At 71.5% G+C, this 15150-nt stretch carries 13 protein-coding genes; 3 read left to right on the top strand and 10 right to left on the bottom strand.

The features are described 5' to 3' along the window. Positions 1-114: 114 nt before the first annotated feature. From F8A92_RS14435 to F8A92_RS14415, 5 genes are all read right to left on the bottom strand, one after another. Entirely contained in the window at positions 115-1323 is a 1209-nt protein-coding gene (locus F8A92_RS14435; protein WP_153505871.1) for an AAA family ATPase, read from the bottom strand. A 42-nt stretch (positions 1324-1365) separates the two neighbouring features. After that, positions 1366-2085, bottom strand: coding sequence for a Flp pilus assembly protein CpaB (gene cpaB, locus F8A92_RS14430; RefSeq protein ID WP_153505870.1), 720 nt, complete (start codon positions 2083-2085; stop codon positions 1366-1368). Between the two features lie 14 nt (positions 2086-2099). After that, the gene (locus tag F8A92_RS14425; RefSeq protein WP_153505869.1) at positions 2100-3047 is read right to left on the bottom strand and encodes a pilus assembly protein TadG-related protein; all 948 of its coding nucleotides are present in this window, start codon (positions 3045-3047) and stop codon (positions 2100-2102) included. Next, positions 3035-3424, bottom strand: a complete 390-nt coding sequence (locus F8A92_RS14420) for a TadE family protein (protein ID WP_153505868.1) — start codon at positions 3422-3424, stop codon at positions 3035-3037. Before F8A92_RS14420 ends, F8A92_RS14425 begins: the two co-directional genes overlap by 13 nt. 79 nt (positions 3425-3503) lie before the next feature. Further along, positions 3504-3740 carry a Flp family type IVb pilin gene (locus F8A92_RS14415; protein ID WP_153505867.1) on the bottom strand — a complete coding sequence of 79 codons (237 nt, stop codon included), beginning with the start codon at positions 3738-3740 and terminating at the stop codon, positions 3504-3506. Between the two features lie 345 nt (positions 3741-4085). Between F8A92_RS14415 and F8A92_RS14410 the strand changes: the two genes are divergently transcribed. Beyond that, on the top strand, positions 4086-4718 hold the full coding sequence (locus F8A92_RS14410) for a TetR/AcrR family transcriptional regulator (RefSeq protein WP_153505866.1): 633 nt from the start codon (positions 4086-4088) through the stop codon (positions 4716-4718). 159 nt (positions 4719-4877) lie between these two features. Continuing rightward, a complete protein-coding gene (locus F8A92_RS14405; protein ID WP_153505865.1) occupies positions 4878-6122 on the top strand; it encodes an AI-2E family transporter in 1245 nt (414 codons plus the stop codon). Between the two features lie 16 nt (positions 6123-6138). Here the strand turns inward: F8A92_RS14405 and F8A92_RS14400 are convergent, their stop codons facing one another. Then, the gene (locus tag F8A92_RS14400; RefSeq protein ID WP_153505864.1) at positions 6139-7143 is read right to left on the bottom strand and encodes a GGDEF domain-containing protein; all 1005 of its coding nucleotides are present in this window, start codon (positions 7141-7143) and stop codon (positions 6139-6141) included. 65 nt (positions 7144-7208) lie between these two features. On the opposite strand from F8A92_RS14400, the gene F8A92_RS14395 reads away from it, so the two are divergent. Beyond that, positions 7209-8963, top strand: a complete 1755-nt coding sequence (locus tag F8A92_RS14395; RefSeq protein WP_153505863.1) for a choline/carnitine O-acyltransferase — start codon at positions 7209-7211, stop codon at positions 8961-8963. Between the two features lie 16 nt (positions 8964-8979). On the opposite strand, the gene F8A92_RS14390 is transcribed toward F8A92_RS14395, so the two are convergent. The 4 genes from F8A92_RS14390 to F8A92_RS14375 are packed head-to-tail and all read right to left on the bottom strand — an operon-like array spanning position 8980 to position 15145. Continuing rightward, complete coding sequence (locus F8A92_RS14390; protein ID WP_153505862.1) at positions 8980-10068, bottom strand: ABC transporter ATP-binding protein; 1089 nt, start codon at positions 10066-10068, stop codon at positions 8980-8982. A 3-nt stretch (positions 10069-10071) separates the two neighbouring features. Continuing rightward, entirely contained in the window at positions 10072-11616 is a 1545-nt protein-coding gene (locus tag F8A92_RS14385) for an ABC transporter permease (protein WP_153505861.1), read from the bottom strand. Further along, positions 11616-12632: an iron ABC transporter substrate-binding protein gene (locus tag F8A92_RS14380; RefSeq protein WP_153505860.1), complete on the bottom strand. Its 1017-nt coding sequence runs from the start codon at positions 12630-12632 to the stop codon at positions 11616-11618. The genes F8A92_RS14385 and F8A92_RS14380 overlap by 1 nt, the downstream gene beginning before the upstream one ends. Further along, positions 12629-15145 (bottom strand): AMP-binding protein, encoded by a 2517-nt coding sequence (locus F8A92_RS14375; RefSeq protein ID WP_194291507.1) that lies wholly within the window; start codon positions 15143-15145, stop codon positions 12629-12631. The genes F8A92_RS14380 and F8A92_RS14375 overlap by 4 nt, the downstream gene beginning before the upstream one ends. Positions 15146-15150 lie beyond the last annotated feature (5 nt).

Here is a 15150-nt window from a genome sequence, read left to right as displayed (position 1 = left end):
CGGGTGGCCGCGTCGCCGTCGCCGGCAGGGCCACCGGCGCCACGGCCGCCGGGGCGGCGGTTTCCTGGCTGCCGGCCTGGCTGGAACGCGCGGCGCTCAGCCGCTCGGAGAGCTTCATGACGCCTCCGACCGGCGAAGGTAGTGGCGGCCACGCTGCCGGTCCGGCGCGACGGACGGCGCCGGCGCCGGCGCGAACCGGTCGACCAGCCGCTGCAGCTGCTTGGTCAGCGGGTCGCGGCCGCCGCCTTGCAGCAGCGGCACCCCGCGGTTCATCGATGCTGCCGCGGCCTTCGACCGCGGCAGCAGCAGGTCGATGTCGGCGCCGATCGTCGCCTCGACGTCCGCCTGCGAGAGGTCGCCGTTGCGCTCGACGAAGTTGAGCAGCACGTGCCGCGCGTCGGGAACCAGGTCCAGCTCCTGGAGCATCTGCAGCTCCTTGCGCAGACCCCGGACGCCGGGCACGTCGGAGCTGGTGACCAGGACCAGGTCCGTCGACTGGTCCATCGCGGCCAGCGTGTGCTCCGAGAGGCCCGGTCCGGTGTCGACCACCACGTAGCGGAACTCCGAGGCGAGCATCACCAGCAGATCACCGACCTGCTGCGGGCTGACCGCGTCGGCGTCGGCCGGCGAGTCCGACCCGCAGAGCACGTACAGACCGGTCGCGTGCTGCGTCAGGAACGTCTTGAGGATCATCGTGTCGGGTCCGGCCGGCGTGCGTACCGCGTCCGGCAGGGCGTACTCGAAGCCGAGGTCAAGGCTCGACGCGACGTCACCGAACTGCAGGTCCAGGTCGACCAGCACGGTCGAGGTCGGCTCGAGCGCGGTCAGGCCGACCGCGAGGTTCGTGGCCACGGTCGTCTTGCCGACGCCACCCTTCGGGGAGACGACGCTGATGACCCGACCGCTCACCGGCGGCGGGCCCGCGAGGGCAGTGTCGCCTCGCATCGCGCGGGTGCTCGCGCGGACGGCGCGCTCGAGGGCGACCCGGACATCCGCGATGTCGGCTGCCGGGTGCAGCACGTCACGCACGCCGGCGCGCATCGCCGGCAGCGTGATGTCACCGCGATCGCTGATCAGCACGACGCTCGCCGCCGGGTAGTAGTGATCGAATCGGGCCGCGAGCTCGAGGCCCTTCTCGATACCGGCCGGACCGGGATCCAGGACGACGGCGTCCGGCGGCAGGTACTTCGCCAGTGGCTCGAGCAGCTGCGCCGGGTCCTGTGGGAACGGCGTCTGCCACAGGGACATGCTGCCGCCCGCCGTCGCCTCCTGGACCCGCTGCTGCAGGTCGGCCGATCCGCTGGCGAGCACGATCCGGCTCATCTGTCCTCCTCCGTCCTGTCACAGCTGCGGTACGTCATGTGGTCATCCATCGGCGGGCTCCAGGGCCAGCCAGATCGAGGCGTGCTCGGCACTGAAGATCAGCTTCTGGGCGTCGGTGGGCGCGAGCGCGAAGGTGAGCATCACGCTCCCGCTCGGTGCCGGCCCGGCCGCCGGAGCGGGCGCCGAGGCCGCCGCGGACGCGGACGCCGGTGCGGTCCCACCGCTCGCATTCTGCGCCGGGGGCGGTGCCACGCCGCCTTGGACGTTGCTGACCAGGACCTTGCTGAGCGCGAGAGCGGTCTCCGGGCCCGCGGTCACATAGACGGCGACGTGGTCACCCGGCTTCACGATGCCGCCGATCACCCGCTGGGGATCGAGCAGGATCGACACCTCCTGCATGCCGGCGGGGATGGCCACCTGCTGGGGAGAGACCAGCGACTTCGGGTCCTCGAACCGGCTGGCGAGCACTTGCTCGCCAGGCTGCAGGTCGACGGTGGTGACCTTGCCGGCGAGACCGTCGAGGGTGGTCATCGCGCCCGCGGCCACCGCGTCGACGGGCAGCGGCTTGGCCACGAGGTGCGCGGCGAGGTCGGCCGCGGAGGTGCCCTTCGGCACGGCCGCGTCGCCGACGACCAGCACCGTCGTCGTCTGCGTGCCGGCCGCCGCCCGCTGGTCGGCACCGGCGACGTACTTCAGCAGCACGAACGTGCCGAGAATGGCGAGCACCACGGCCGAGATCGCGGCGATGAATCGACGGTTCATGATGATCGAGCCTTCTAGCCTTTCAGGGAGACGATGCCGGCGCCCATCTTGGGCGCATCGGTGCTGTAGGTGAAGACGTTCGAGAGGTCCACGAACTGCGTGAAGTACCCGCGGATGCACCGCGCTTCGCCCTTGCAGGGCCCCTCGTTCCAGACGTACTGTCCGCCGAAGTAGTAGCCGGTGATCTGGAAGGCGGCGTAGCCGTAGACGCGATACCAGGCGTTCGTGCCGTTCTCGCCCGACTGGTCGAAGATCGGCAACAGCGCCGTGCGGTTCTGCAGCGCCGAGAAGTCGCCGACGCTGCACCCTGTGGGCACCGAGGCACCGGTCGACGTCCACATCGTCGAGTTGATCGCGCTCGTCGTCTTGCAGGTGCCGGCGTTGACGCTGAGCCAGCCGAAGCCGCCGGGCACGAGGTTGTTCGACGGCCCCGTGCAGCCGGTGGTGCCGGACGTCTTCGTGAAGTAGATGGTCTGCGTCGTCGTGCTCGACGGCAGTCCGCCACCGGTCTGCGCCTTGAACTCGCACCAGGAGAAGGCCAGCGGGAGCACCGCCGTCCCGCCGTTGGGGCTGCCCCAGCCGGCGGTGGCCTGGGCGGCTACCGGGCTGCTGCCGATCCCTAGGACCGGCGCGAACAGGTGCTTGCTGACGGTGGAGGTGCGGACGGTGACCTTGCCCGAGGTGGCCGTGAGGGCCGGGTCGGTGACGGCGCCGAGGGCCTGGCCGCCCGGGAAGTTGGCGGTGGCCAGGTTCTGGGCGGTCTGGCCGGGCTGGCCGCAGGCGCTGCGGGCGCAGTCCTGCGCGATCGCGAGCGCGGCCGCGTCGGCGCCGGTCTGCAGCTTCTGCTTCTCCGACCACATCGCCGCGACGTCGATGGCGACGGCGGCGAACCCGATCAGCGGAACCATCAGCAGTGCGACGAGCACCGCGACGGCGCCGCGGTCGTTCGTCAGCCGGTGCATCGCATGACCCCCTTGCCGCTCACCGTGATGCCGGAGCCGAGCAGCCCGGTCAGGAAGCTCACCCGGTAGGTGACCGTCACGGTCGCGGTGGGCGGTTGCGCGCCGGCCGCCACCGTGCAGGAGGTGGGTGACACGCTGATCTGCGTGTCGGAGAGGGACAGCCCGGCCGCGGCCGACTTGACCGCGGCCTTCGCGGCGACCGGGTCGTTGCGCAAGGCCATCACCCGGACGCCCTCTCGGGCGGCGCCCGAGAGGGTCGTCTGCACGTTGTACGTCCGGCCGAACTCGATGATCCCGACGACGATGAGGATCAGGACGGGCACCACGAGGGCGAACTCGACCGCCGCGGCACCGCGGTCACGGCCAGCTGCCTTCATGCGCTCGTCCTTTCAAAGAGCTACGGTGTGGCGCTCCACGAGGAGCGCCACACCCCAGCCGGTGTCATCAGTAGCGGGATCAGGTCGTCGGGGCGGCACCGGAGGTGGGAACGGTGCTCTTGACCTTCTCGGCGGTGGTGTTGAAGAGGGCCAACAGCTGGTCGCCCAGCAGGGTGATCGCGACGATGATCACGACCGCGATGAGGCCGACCAGCAGGCCGTACTCGACGGCGGTCGCGCCGCGGTCCTTGCGGTCGGCGAAGCGCGCCTGGGTGGCGTGGATCGTGCTGAACAGGAAAGCGTAGACACCAGTCACGGTGAACTCCTTGAAATAGGGCGCTCGGGGCAACCGACTCGCCTGGTACGCCGGCCCGGGGCGGAACTGGCGCTCGAGATAGAGAGTGAGATAAGTTTTCCGAATGCGCAAGATTTCGTGATCCAGAACTTTACCGAGATATAGATCACACTTTACGCGGCGTGTTATATCACCGCATACTGCCGCGTACAACCGGAAAACTACTGGTTGTGCCGATCGTTTGGCGGAGGCCCAAGAGAGCCCGCTGCAAGGGTCGGAAAAATTCCGGATTTCAGGAGCGCCGAGATCGTGCCGTCTTTTTACCGTTTCGGAAAGTTCTCCGATTTCGCAGTGTACGATCAAGGCGTGGGAGACCAGGAACTCGGCCTTCGAGAGCTCAAGAAGCAGATGACCCGCGAGACGATCGCGGATGCCGCGCTGCAGCTCACCCTCGAGAAGGGTCTCGACAACGTAACCATCGAGGAGATCGCCCAGCAGGCGATCGTCTCCCCCCGCACCGTGTCGAACTACTTCTCGTGCAAGGAGGAGGCGGTCGTGGCCGCCGGCACGCGGGATTCGCTCCGCCTGCTGGAGGACTTCGCCGCGCGCCCGGAGGGCGAGCCACCGCTGGAATCGCTGCGGGCGGTGCTAGTCGCCTTCATTCGCGACCGCACCGACGAGCAGTTGCAGCTGAGCGCGGTGAAGGCACAGCTCGCCGAGCAGTACCCGTCGCTGCAGCCCTTCCAGATGGCCCGCCTCGGCGTCCTGGAGGGCGAGCTGCGCGAAAGCATCGCCCGCCGGACCGGCACCAGCGTGGAATCCGACATGTACCCGTGGCTGGTCAGCGCGGCGGCGATATCCGCCGTGCAGAGCGCCACCCGCATGTGGGCGCGCACCGGCGCGACGCCCGACACGCTGCCCGCGCTCATCGACGAGGCGTTCAGCATGATCGTCGCGGGTCTTCCGCTCCCCAACAACCACGTCCACGCGACCGGTTGAGCTCGCCGGCGGTTCCCCAGCCGGCGACGGGGCTCTGTGTGGACGCCCCCACGTTCGTCTCGCGGTCTGCGCGACATTCACCGGCTAGCCTGGACGCTCATCGACGCCATCAGGTGAAGGAAGCCACGGGCAGATAGCGGCAGCGGCGGGGGATGCTCAGTGAAGCAAGGCGACAGCGACCACGGCGCCGGTGAGCCCGGCGATCCGTCCACCACAGCCGCGGCCACAGACCAACGCCGGACGCAGCAGCGCCGGACCCTGGCGCGCGTCGCTGCACGCATGAATGCGCAACGTGCGCGGCGGGCTGCGGAGCTGAGCAGCTCGCGACCTCCCGCGTCGATTCCGCACCGGGATTCGAGCGGGATCACCCGACAGCGTCGGCAGCTCGAGCGGCCCTTTCGGACCGGGTTCTTTGCAGCGCTCGGCGTCGCACTCGCGTACGTGGCATATCTGGCGGTGGCGGCGACCCGCCACACCCTCCTCCTCATCGCGGTCGCTGCGATCATCGCGATCGGCCTGGACCCTGGTGTGCGCGTGCTCATGCGCCGCGGACTGCGACGCGGAGTCTCGGTCGCCATCGTGTTCATCACGCTGCTGGTTGCGCTGACCGGCGCCCTCTATGCCATCGTTCCGCCGATCGCGACCGAGGTGCTCGCATTCGCGAGATCACTTCCGAGCCTCCTCCAGGCTCTCGAGCGAAATTCCCTGATCCGCGATCTCGACCGCCAGTTCCACTTCATAGATCAGCTTCAGTCCTCCGACCTGGCGCAGGAGCTCGGCAGCAGCGCGGCCGATGGGTTGCTGAACGCAGGCCTCGCCGCGGCGGGGATCGCATTCGACCTCGTGGTCGTCCTGGTCCTCACCTTGGTGTTCCTGGCGGCGTATCCACGGCTCAAGCGGGCGGCGTACCGGACGGCGCCGGCGTCCCGACGGGAACGCGTCCAAGACCTCGGCGACCGAATTCTCGACCAGATGGGCGGCTACTTGCTGGGCATGAGCATCGTTGCCCTGCAGGCCGGGATCGTCGCCGGCGCATTCGCCGCCATCGCCGGCCTACCGTATCCATGGGCGATCGGCCTCGCCGCCATGCTCCTGGACTTCGTCCCGATCATCGGGCCGATCACCATCGGCGTCTCGATGACGCTGCTCGGCTTCACCGTTTCCGCGGCAACGGGCCTCATCGCCGGGTTGTTCTACCTGGCACAGCACCTGTTCGAGGTGTACTGGCTCTATCCGCGGGTCATGCGGCGCCAGGTCGATATCTCGACCGGGTCGGTGATCGTCGCGATACTTGTCGGCGCCGCCTTGCTCGGGGTGACCGGAGCACTACTCGCCGTGCCCGTCGCTGCTGCCGTGCAGCTCATTCTTCGCGAAGTGGTCATGCCGATCCAGGACCGCTCGTAGCCCGTTGCCACAGCGCTCAGGCCAGCCGGCGACGCTTCTTGTCCTCGTACATGGCGGCATCGGCGAGCTCGAACGCCCGCCGGCCTCCGACATCGCCGGGAACGACCAGCGCGTGCCCGAGCGAGGCCAGCACTCCCGCCGCGCCGAGGGCGCTTCGGTAGCGCTGCGCGTACGCATCCAGGTCGGCGCTGGCCACGCCGTCGACGAGCACGGTGAACTCGTCCCCGCCGATGCGAGCGACCTGGTCACCGTCCTGGCGACAGCCCGACAACGCCTCCGCCGCCTGCTGAAGGAACGCGTCGCCGGCAGCGTGCCCGCGCTCGTCGTTGACCCGTTTCAGACCGTCCAGGTCGATCACCACGACCGCAGACAGGTCGCCGTACGTCGTCGCCCGGGCGGCGGCGTCCTCCAGGTAGGCCTCCCAGCCGCGGCGGTTCAGCAAGCCGGTCAACGGATCGGTGCTGGCGGCCAGCTCGGCCAGCTCGGAGCGACGCCAGCGCTCGTCCGCCTGGCGCGCCAGCACCAGGTGATCGGCGAGCAGGTCGCTGAACGTCTCCAGGAGCGCGAGGTCGACGTCGAGCTCGGTCTGCAGCGGATCCGCACCGACCCCGCACAGCACCCCGAACAACCCGCCCGAGGAGTCGATGATGGGCTGTCCGGCGTACGCGTGTATCTCCATCCCGACGCTCAGGTCGGCGTACTCCGGGGAGATCTGCACGTCCGGCACCACCGGGGACGCCCCTGCGGCCATGCGGTAGCAGTACACCTCCTGCCAACGAAACCGGTCGCCCACCGTGAGCAGCTCCTGACCGCTCACGTACAGGTGCACCTGCTCACCACCGGCGACCCGGGAGACCGACCAGTCCGACATCGGCGTGCTCTTGTTGAGATAGTCGACGACCCGGGCCGCCGCCGCGGCGAACGAGTCCTGGCCGGGCGGGCTCGCGCGCCCCGTGTCCCGTGCCCGCGCCACCTGATGCGCGGCCGGCGCAGCGCCGTCGGACTCCTTGCCAGCTTCCACCGATCCACCCCCGAGCAGGTCATCTGACCGACAATGTACGCGACCGGTGCGGCTAGCATCTACGGATGACCGGCCTCGGCGAACGCGAAGCGGCCTTGCCGCGCGCGCCGCTCCCGCGTCTGGAGCGCAGCTGCCGGCTCTTCCTGGACTGGTGCGCGCCGCTGCTCTCACCCGACGAGCTGGCACGTACCCGCGACGCGGTGGGTGCCTTCCTCGCCGGCGACGGGCCGCTCCTGCAGTCCGAGCTCGAGCGGTACGACGCGGACGAGCGCAACGCCAGCTGGCTAGACGAGTTCTGGCGCGATCGCTATCTCGGCCGCCGCGACCCGATCGCCGTGAACGCGAACTTCTTCTTCCGGTTCCGTTCCGAAGCGGGCCACGACGCGGGCCAGCTCCAGCGCGCAGCCGGGCTGCTGCGGCGCGCCGTGGACCTGCGGCTGCGGATCGACCGCGACGAGCTGCCCCGCAGCGCCACGCCGACGTCCGAGCGGCAGCTGCGCCACCTGTTCTGCACCATGCGCATCCCGGGCGTCGAACGCGACACGGTGCGCACCCAGTACACCGGCGGCGCCGGCCCGTCGGCGGCGCGCCACGTGCTGGTGTTCTTCCGCGGCCACCTGTTCGCCCTCGACGTCCTCGACGAGGCCGGCGTGCCGTACGCCGAGGCAGCCTTGCGGACCGCGCTGGCGCGGATCACCGCAGCCGTCGGCAGCCCCGCCGCGCACCCCGTCGGGGCGTTGACCACCGGCCCCCGCGCGCAGTGGGCGACCGACCGGGAGGCACTGCGGGCGACGGGCAACGACGCAGCGCTGGAGTGGGTGCAGACGGCCATGTGCGGACTGGCTCTGGAGAGCGAGCAGCCCGCCGACGCCCAGGCGATCGACCACGCCCTGCTGGCCGGGTCCGGCCGCGACCGCTGGTTCGATCTGGCCACCACGTTCGTGGTCTTCCCCGACGGCACGGCCGGTCTGAACAGCGAGCACTGCCTGCTCGACGGCATGACGATCCTCACCCTCATCGAGGATCTGGCCGCGCCGCGGCGCCTCCCGGCCGCAGCGGAGGGTGCGCCGGCGGTCCGTCCGGTCGCGTTCCGCCTCGATGACGACCTGCGCGCCCGCGTCGACCGCGCCCTCGCCGACTTCGAGGTGCTCGGTGACCGAACGGCGCTGCGTCGGGTACCCATCGACGGGCTGAGCCGCGACGCCGCGAAGTCGCTCGGCTGCTCCCCGGACGCCTTCTTCCAGATCGCGTTGCAGCTCGCGCAGGTTCGCGCGCGAGGCGGGGTGGGTGCCACGTACGAGTCGATCGCCACCCGCGGCTGGCGCAACGGGCGCACCGAGGCGATGCGGGTGGTCACGCCCCAGCTCGTCGCATTCACCCGGGCGATGACCGAGGATGCGGACGACGCCCGGCGCATCGCGGCCTTCGACGCGGCGGCCGAGGCGCACGCGGCCAGGGTGCGCGCATGTCGGCGCGGCGACGCGCCAGAGCAGCACCTCTGGGAGCTCGATCGCATCCGCGTCCGGCGCGGCGCGCAGCTCGGCATCCGAGACCAGCCGGCGCTCTTCGGCAGCCCCGGCTGGCAGCGGATGCGCGATGACGCGCTCAGCACGTCGGCGGCGGTCACCGAGGCCGTCGACTCGTGGGGGTTCGGCGCCACGGGCGCGTCGTGCATCGGGGTCGCCTACGCTCTCGCGCCGGAGCACGGCTTCGTCTGCCTGAGCACGCCCGCGCCGGTGGCCGGGCCGCTGTCGAGGCTCGCGGCGGAGCTGCAGCGCGCGGTCACCGAGATCACGACGCTGCTGCGGGGACGTCGATAGCTCGCGGGGCGGCCCGTCAGGGGCCGCTGGTGGCGGGATCGCCCTTCCGAGAGAACGCCAGGACCGGGCCCTCCACGGTGAGCCGGACGGCGCCGCCCCGCGGAACCAGCCGGTGCGCGGGCACCTTCGCGCGGACCGTGCCGCCGGTGTCCAGCCGGATGTCGAGCACGGCGTCCGGGCCGTGGAACGTGCTGCCCGCGACCACGCCGCCTATCTCACCGGGGGCGGGCCGCTCGCCGGCGGCCGAGGCGGTCAGCAGGGCGGACACCGCCAGCTGCTCGGGGCGCACCAGGACGTCCGCGGGGCCGTCGGCGCTGGCCCCCACCTGGGGCAGCTCGCCGAGCACGCACTCGACCCGGGAGCCCCGCACGTCGCCCGGCAGGACGACGGCGTCCCCGACGAAGGTGGCGGTCTCGAGATCGGCCGGCCGCTGGTAGAGCTCCACCGGGTCGCCCACGTGCGCGAACCGGCCGCCGCGCATCACGGCGACCTGGTCGGCGAACGAGAGCGCCTCGCTCTGGTCGTGGGTGACCAAGACGACGGTCGCGTCGGCCGCGCGCAGCGCCGCGGCGACCGCCTCCCGGGTGCTGGCCCGCAGCGCCACGTCGAGCGAGGAGAACGGCTCGTCGAGCAGCACGAGCCGCGGGTCGATGGCGAGCGCCCGGGCCAGCGAGACGCGCTGCTGCTGGCCGCCGGAGAGCTGATCCGGAGAGCGCGAGGCGACCGTCTCGTCGAGGCCGACGAGCTCGAGCAGCTCGCCGACGCGCGAGCGCGCCCGGCGCTGCCGCCACGGCATCCCGAAGGTGATGTTGTCGGCGACGGACAGGTGCGGGAAGAGGTTGCCGTCCTGCGAGACGTAGCCGACCTGGCGGTGCTCGGGCCGCACCCAGTCGCGCGGGCCGCAGACGATCCGGTCACCGAGCCGGACGGTCCCGGTGGTCGGCCGCAGGAATCCGGCGATCGCGCGCAGGAGCGTGGTCTTGCCGCAGCCGGACGGGCCGAGGATCGCGGTCGTCGTGCCGCTGGGTACCGACAGCGTGATGCCGTCGAGCACGCTGACGCGACCGTAGGCGACGCCGAGGCGGTCGACCTGCAGATCTACCATTCGCTACTTCTTCCGAGCGGCTTCGCGCATGAGGGTGACGCTCAACGGTACCGACAGCACGATGAGGGCGAGCGCGTACGGCGCCGCGGTGACGTAGTCGAGCTGGTCGCTGGCCGCCCAGAAGCCGGTGGCCAGCGTGCTGACGCCGGTCGGCGCGAGCAGCAGCGTCGCGGTCAGCTCGGTGCTGGCGGCCATGAACACCAGGACGGCGCCGGCCGCGATCGGCCGCGCCATGAGCGGGAGCACCACCCGCCGGAAGGCACCGAACGACGAGATGCCCAGTGATCGGGCGCTCTCCACGAGCGCCGGCTGGGCGTGCTCGAGGCCGGATCGGACCGCCACGACGGCGCGCGGCAGGAACAGCACGACGTACGCCAGGACGAGCAGGAACCCGGTCTGGTACAGGCCGCGGGCGAACCGCACCGACACCGCGACGAATGCCAGCGCGACCACGACGCCCGGCAGCGCGCTGGCCAGATAGGTCGCGCGTTCGAAGATCGAGGCGCCGCGTCGCCGTCCGCGCACCGCGAGCCAGACGATCGGGAGCGCCGCCAGCACCGCGAGCACGCTCGCGTACGCCGCGAGCTCGAGGGTGGCGAGCACCGCCATGCCCAGGCCGCCGCCGAACGGATCGGTGTTCTTCGAGAGCCACCGCAGCACGGCCGTGACCGGCACGCCGATCGCGCCGGCGAGGACCAGCAGCAGCCCGGCGGTGACCGGGATCGACCACCAGCCGATGCGGTGCGGGGTGCCGTGCCGGATCGTGCCGCGGCCGGTGCGCGCCACCCGGGCGGTCCCGCGGGCGAGCCGCTCGACGGCGAGGGCGAGCACGCACAGCACGACCAGCACGCAGGCCAGCAGCGAGCCGGTCGTGGCGCTGTTGCCCATCGCGAACTGCTCGAGGATCGCCGTGGTGAACGTCGGGAAGCGCATCATCTCCAGGACGCCGTACTCGGCGAACACGTGCAGGGTGACCAGGAGCGCGCCGCCGCTGATCGCCGCCCGGCACTGGGGCAGCACGACCCGGCGCAGGGTGGCGAACGCCGACAGGCCGAGCGCGCGGGCGGAGTCCTCCCCCGCCTGGTCCAGGCCGCGCAGCACCGCCGCGACGGGCAGGAACACGAAGGGGAAGTACGCCAGCGTGGTGACGACCGCAGCGCCGGCGAGGCCCTGCATGGACGGGGCCAGCGTGAGCCAGCCGAAGGCAACGACGAACGCCGGCACCGCGAGCGGCGCGATGAGCAGGCTGCGCCAGAACGCCCGGCCGCGCAGCGTGGTGCGCTCGACGAGCCACGCCGCACCCACTCCGAGCACGGTGGTGCCGGCGACCGTGATCGCCGCCAGGCTGAGCGTGTTGAGCAGCAGCTCGCCGACCCGCGGACGTACCAGGGTCGTGACCGCGCCTTCGAGACCCACCCCCGCTCCGCGCGAGACGATGACCGCGATGGGCAGCAGGACGAGCGAGGCGACGCTGGCAGCCGACAGCAGGACCAGCCACGACGGGAAGGACCATCGGGGCCGGTGCGTGGCGCTCAGCGTGCTGCTCATCAGAGGATGCCGGCGTCCGTCATCAGCTGGGCGACCTTCTTGGCGTCGAGGGTGAACGGATCGATCTTCGGCGCGTCCAGGGTGTCCAGCGGCGGCAGCGCCGGATCGGAGGCGACGCCCTCGGCGACGGCGTACTCCTTCGACCCGCTCTCGCTGAGCACGGCCTGGCCCTCCGGCGAGGTGACGTACGCCAGGAACTTCTGCGCCTCGTCGGCGTGCCTGCTGGACTTCAGGACGCCGCCGGCCGACAGGCTGACGAACGCCCCCGGGTCCTGGTTCTTGAAGTAGTGCAACGCGGTGTGGCCGCTGCCCTCCTTGGTCCCGGCCTGGTCGCGATACCAGTAGTAGTGGTAGATCACGCCGAGCGGCACCTCGCCGGCGTTGACCGCCTTCATGGTGACGATGTTGTTCTGGAACACCGTCGCGTTGCTCTTCATCGCCTTCAGCCACGCCTCGGTCGCATCGGCGCCCTTGGCGGCGAGCATGCCCGCGACGATCGCCTGGAAGTCGGCGCCGGTCGCGCCGGCGCCCCACTTGCCCTTCCACTTCGGGTCGGCGAGGTCCATGAGGGACTTCGGCAGGTCCGCCTCGCTGATCATGGACGGGTTGTAGACCAGCACGGTGGAGCGGGCGGCGATGCCGGTCCACTTCTTGTTCGACGGCGCGCGGTCTGCGGGGATCTGGGCCAGCGTGGAGTCGCTGACGTCCGCGAGCAGACCGGCGTTCTGCACGGTCGTCATCGCCGGGGAGTTCTCGGTCAGGAACACGTCGGCCTTGCTGGTGTCCCCCTCCTCGACGATCTGGTTGCCCATCGACGCGTCCTTGCCGAAGCGCACCTGCACCTTGATGCCGGTCTGCTTGGTGAACCCGGCGACCCACGCCTTCGTGATGTTCTCGTGCTGGGAGGAGTAGACCGTCAGCTTGCTCGGGTCCAGCCCGTCACCGGTGCCGGCGGCGGCGCAGCCGGTGACCAGCAGGGACAGGATCGCCAGGAGGGGTAGCGCGATTCGTTTCATACTTCGATCAGCTCGTCTCGGGCAGGTGGGCGGGAGGACGCCGTCCGGCGGCGTAGGAGCATCTGTGCCTGCCGGACGATGGCCCACCCTGCGACGCCGGCGAGCACGCTGAGCGCGAACGCGACGGCAGGGTTGGACAGGTGGGGGAAGACCTGCCACTGGATCAGGTAGATGTAGAGCGAGGCGCTCGCCACGACGGCGATCAGCGGCACGCTGAACCGGGGCACCCGCACGCTCGGGACCCAGATGAGCGCGAGGATGCCGAGCGCGATGTAGGTCTCGCGGCCCGGCAGGTCGTAGAAGCCGGCGACGCTCACGACGGTGACCACGCTGAGGACGACGCGCGCGGCGGTCGTCGTGGCGAGCGCCACCGCCGCGCCGAGCACCACCAGCCAGAACGCGAACGGGAGCAGGCCGCGCACCGGACCGTGGACGAACGGCAGGATCACGAAGCGCGGCACGAGCGCGAGACCGAGCAGGACGCCGAACACCGCGAACGGCCGCCGCTCGAGCCGCCGGCTCACCGGGGGCAGCGCCAGCACGATCGCGAGCAGGAGGGTGCTCCACACCGCGGTCTCGATGAACCAGAGCTGGTCGGTGTCGTCCCAGCCGCGCGGGCCGGCTATCCAGTTCAGCAGCAGCATGTTGGGCACGCCGTACACGCCGAGCGCGAGGTGCGCCAGGACCACCCACACGATGGTCGGCACGCCGATCGCGAGCGCCGTGCGCGCGAGCCGGGCGGTCCGTTGGCGCACGCCGCGCCCGGCGAGCCCGAAGCGGGCGATGTTGAAGCCGAGCACGGCCAGCAGGGTGTGCGCTCCCCCGAGCAGGGTGAACAGCCCGATGTGCGTACCGAGGATGGTCAGCGCCGCGACCGCGCGCAGCAGCACGCTCGACTCGACGCTCGCCCAGCGTGAGCGCGCGGTCGTCTGCTCGGACAGCTCGCGGATGGTGCGCAGGTGCCAGTCCTGCGGGAGGCTGCCGATGAGGTCCTCGAGCCGTACCGAGAGCTCGACGTAGGTGAGCGAGTCGCCCCCGAGCGACGCGAACGAGTCGTCGACGGTGGCGGACGCGCAGCCGGTGAGCCCGCGGTAGAGACCGAGGACGCCGGTCGCCGCGGCGGCGTCCCGATCCTCGAGTGAGGCAGCCGCGAGCGCCTCGACCGCGCGCCGGTCGACCTTCCCGGAGGCGAGCCGCGGCAGCGCGTCGACCTCGAGGACCCGCAGCGCGCCGGAGGGCAGGTCGACGCGGTCGAGCAGCAGCGACCGGACGCGGTCGGCGTCCAGCGGCCCGCGGGGCACACAGACGATCTGCAGGGCGTCGTCGGCACCGACGGCGCACGCCTCGCTCGCCCACTCGAGGGCGATCCGCTCCAGCTGCGCCAGATCGACGCGCTTGCCGCAGACCTTCACGAAGCCGGCGCGCCGTCCGACGACGTGCAGCAGGCCGTCGGCGTCGAGGTAGCCCAGATCACCGGTATGCAGACGATCCAGCGGCTGGAGGTCTGCGAGGTCGGCGGGCGTCCGGACGTAGCCGAGCATCACGTTCGGTCCGCGGTAGACGATCTCCCCGACACGGGGGTCCGGGTGGTCGGCGACCGGTTCGATCTCGAAGCGACCGCCGGGAACGGCCGAGCCGACCGAGCCGGGCGCGCGCTCGGCGTCCTCCGGGCTGAGCACCGCCATCCGCGCGGTCGCCTCCGTCTGGCCGTACATGACGTACAGGTCCCAGCCCTGGCGCGCGCCGATCTCGCGGAGCTCGCGTGCCTCGTCGGCCGCCAGCGCGCCCCCGGCGCAGGTGAAGCGCCGGACGCTCGGCAGCACGCGGTCGGTCAATCCGCTGCCGCGCAGCATCGCGAAGCTGTGCGGTACGCCGGCGACCGACGTGACGCCGCGCCGGTGCACCAGCCGCCAGAATCCCTCGTCGGTGACAGGGAGGTCGGTGAGCACCACCGATGCGCCGGCCGCGAGGTGGCTGTGCAGGATGGAGAGCCCGTAGCAGTAGTGCAGCGGCAGCGAGGTGATGGCGACGTCGTCGGCCTCGAGCCGCAGCGTGGCGGCGATCCCCGTCGCGTTGGCCTGGAGGTTCTGGTGGCTGAGCGCGACCAGCTTCGCGCTGCCGGTGGAGCCGGACGTGCTCATCAGGACCGCGAGAGCCTCCGGTGCCGCCGCGCCGCGGTCCCCGGTGTGCGCGAGGTGCTCGCCGTCGACCACCAGGGCTGGTCGCAGGGCCTCGACGTCCCGCTCCCGCCCCGGGGCGACGACGGCGGCGACGTGCCCGGCGGCCAGCACGGCGAGGTAGCCGATGACGCTCTCGACGCGGCGGTCCAGCGGCACGGCGCAGATCCGGCGTGGGCCCTGGTCCGGCAGCCGAGCGGCGAGGTCGGCGACCCGGGCCGCGAGCTCGCCGTACGACAGCGACTGGTGCTCGTCAGCGAGTGCGACCGCGCTGCCGCGGGCGCCCAGCTCGGCGATGAACGGCAGCGGGCAGCGCGCGGTGACGGGCAGCAGCACTCGCA

Source organism: Cumulibacter manganitolerans (assembly GCF_009602465.1).
Lineage (GTDB): Bacteria > Actinomycetota > Actinomycetes > Mycobacteriales > Antricoccaceae > Cumulibacter > Cumulibacter manganitolerans.
The sequence above is the reverse complement of the archived record's forward strand: the minus strand, read 5'-3'. Positions and strand labels throughout refer to the sequence as shown.

Excerpts from the sequence above, each read along its gene's own strand:
- F8A92_RS14435 (WP_153505871.1), bottom strand. The coding sequence starts at position 1,323 with ATGAGCCGGATCGTGCTCGCCAGCGGATCGGCCGACCTGCAGCAGCGG.
- cpaB (WP_153505870.1), bottom strand. The coding sequence starts at position 2,085 with ATGAACCGTCGATTCATCGCCGCGATCTCGGCCGTGGTGCTCGCCATT.
- F8A92_RS14425 (WP_153505869.1), bottom strand. The coding sequence starts at position 3,047 with ATGCACCGGCTGACGAACGACCGCGGCGCCGTCGCGGTGCTCGTCGCA.
- F8A92_RS14420 (WP_153505868.1), bottom strand. The coding sequence starts at position 3,424 with ATGAAGGCAGCTGGCCGTGACCGCGGTGCCGCGGCGGTCGAGTTCGCC.
- F8A92_RS14395 (WP_153505863.1), top strand. The coding sequence starts at position 7,209 with ATGACCGGCCTCGGCGAACGCGAAGCGGCCTTGCCGCGCGCGCCGCTC.
- F8A92_RS14390 (WP_153505862.1), bottom strand. The coding sequence starts at position 10,068 with ATGGTAGATCTGCAGGTCGACCGCCTCGGCGTCGCCTACGGTCGCGTC.
- F8A92_RS14385 (WP_153505861.1), bottom strand. The coding sequence starts at position 11,616 with ATGAGCAGCACGCTGAGCGCCACGCACCGGCCCCGATGGTCCTTCCCG.
- F8A92_RS14380 (WP_153505860.1), bottom strand. The coding sequence starts at position 12,632 with ATGAAACGAATCGCGCTACCCCTCCTGGCGATCCTGTCCCTGCTGGTC.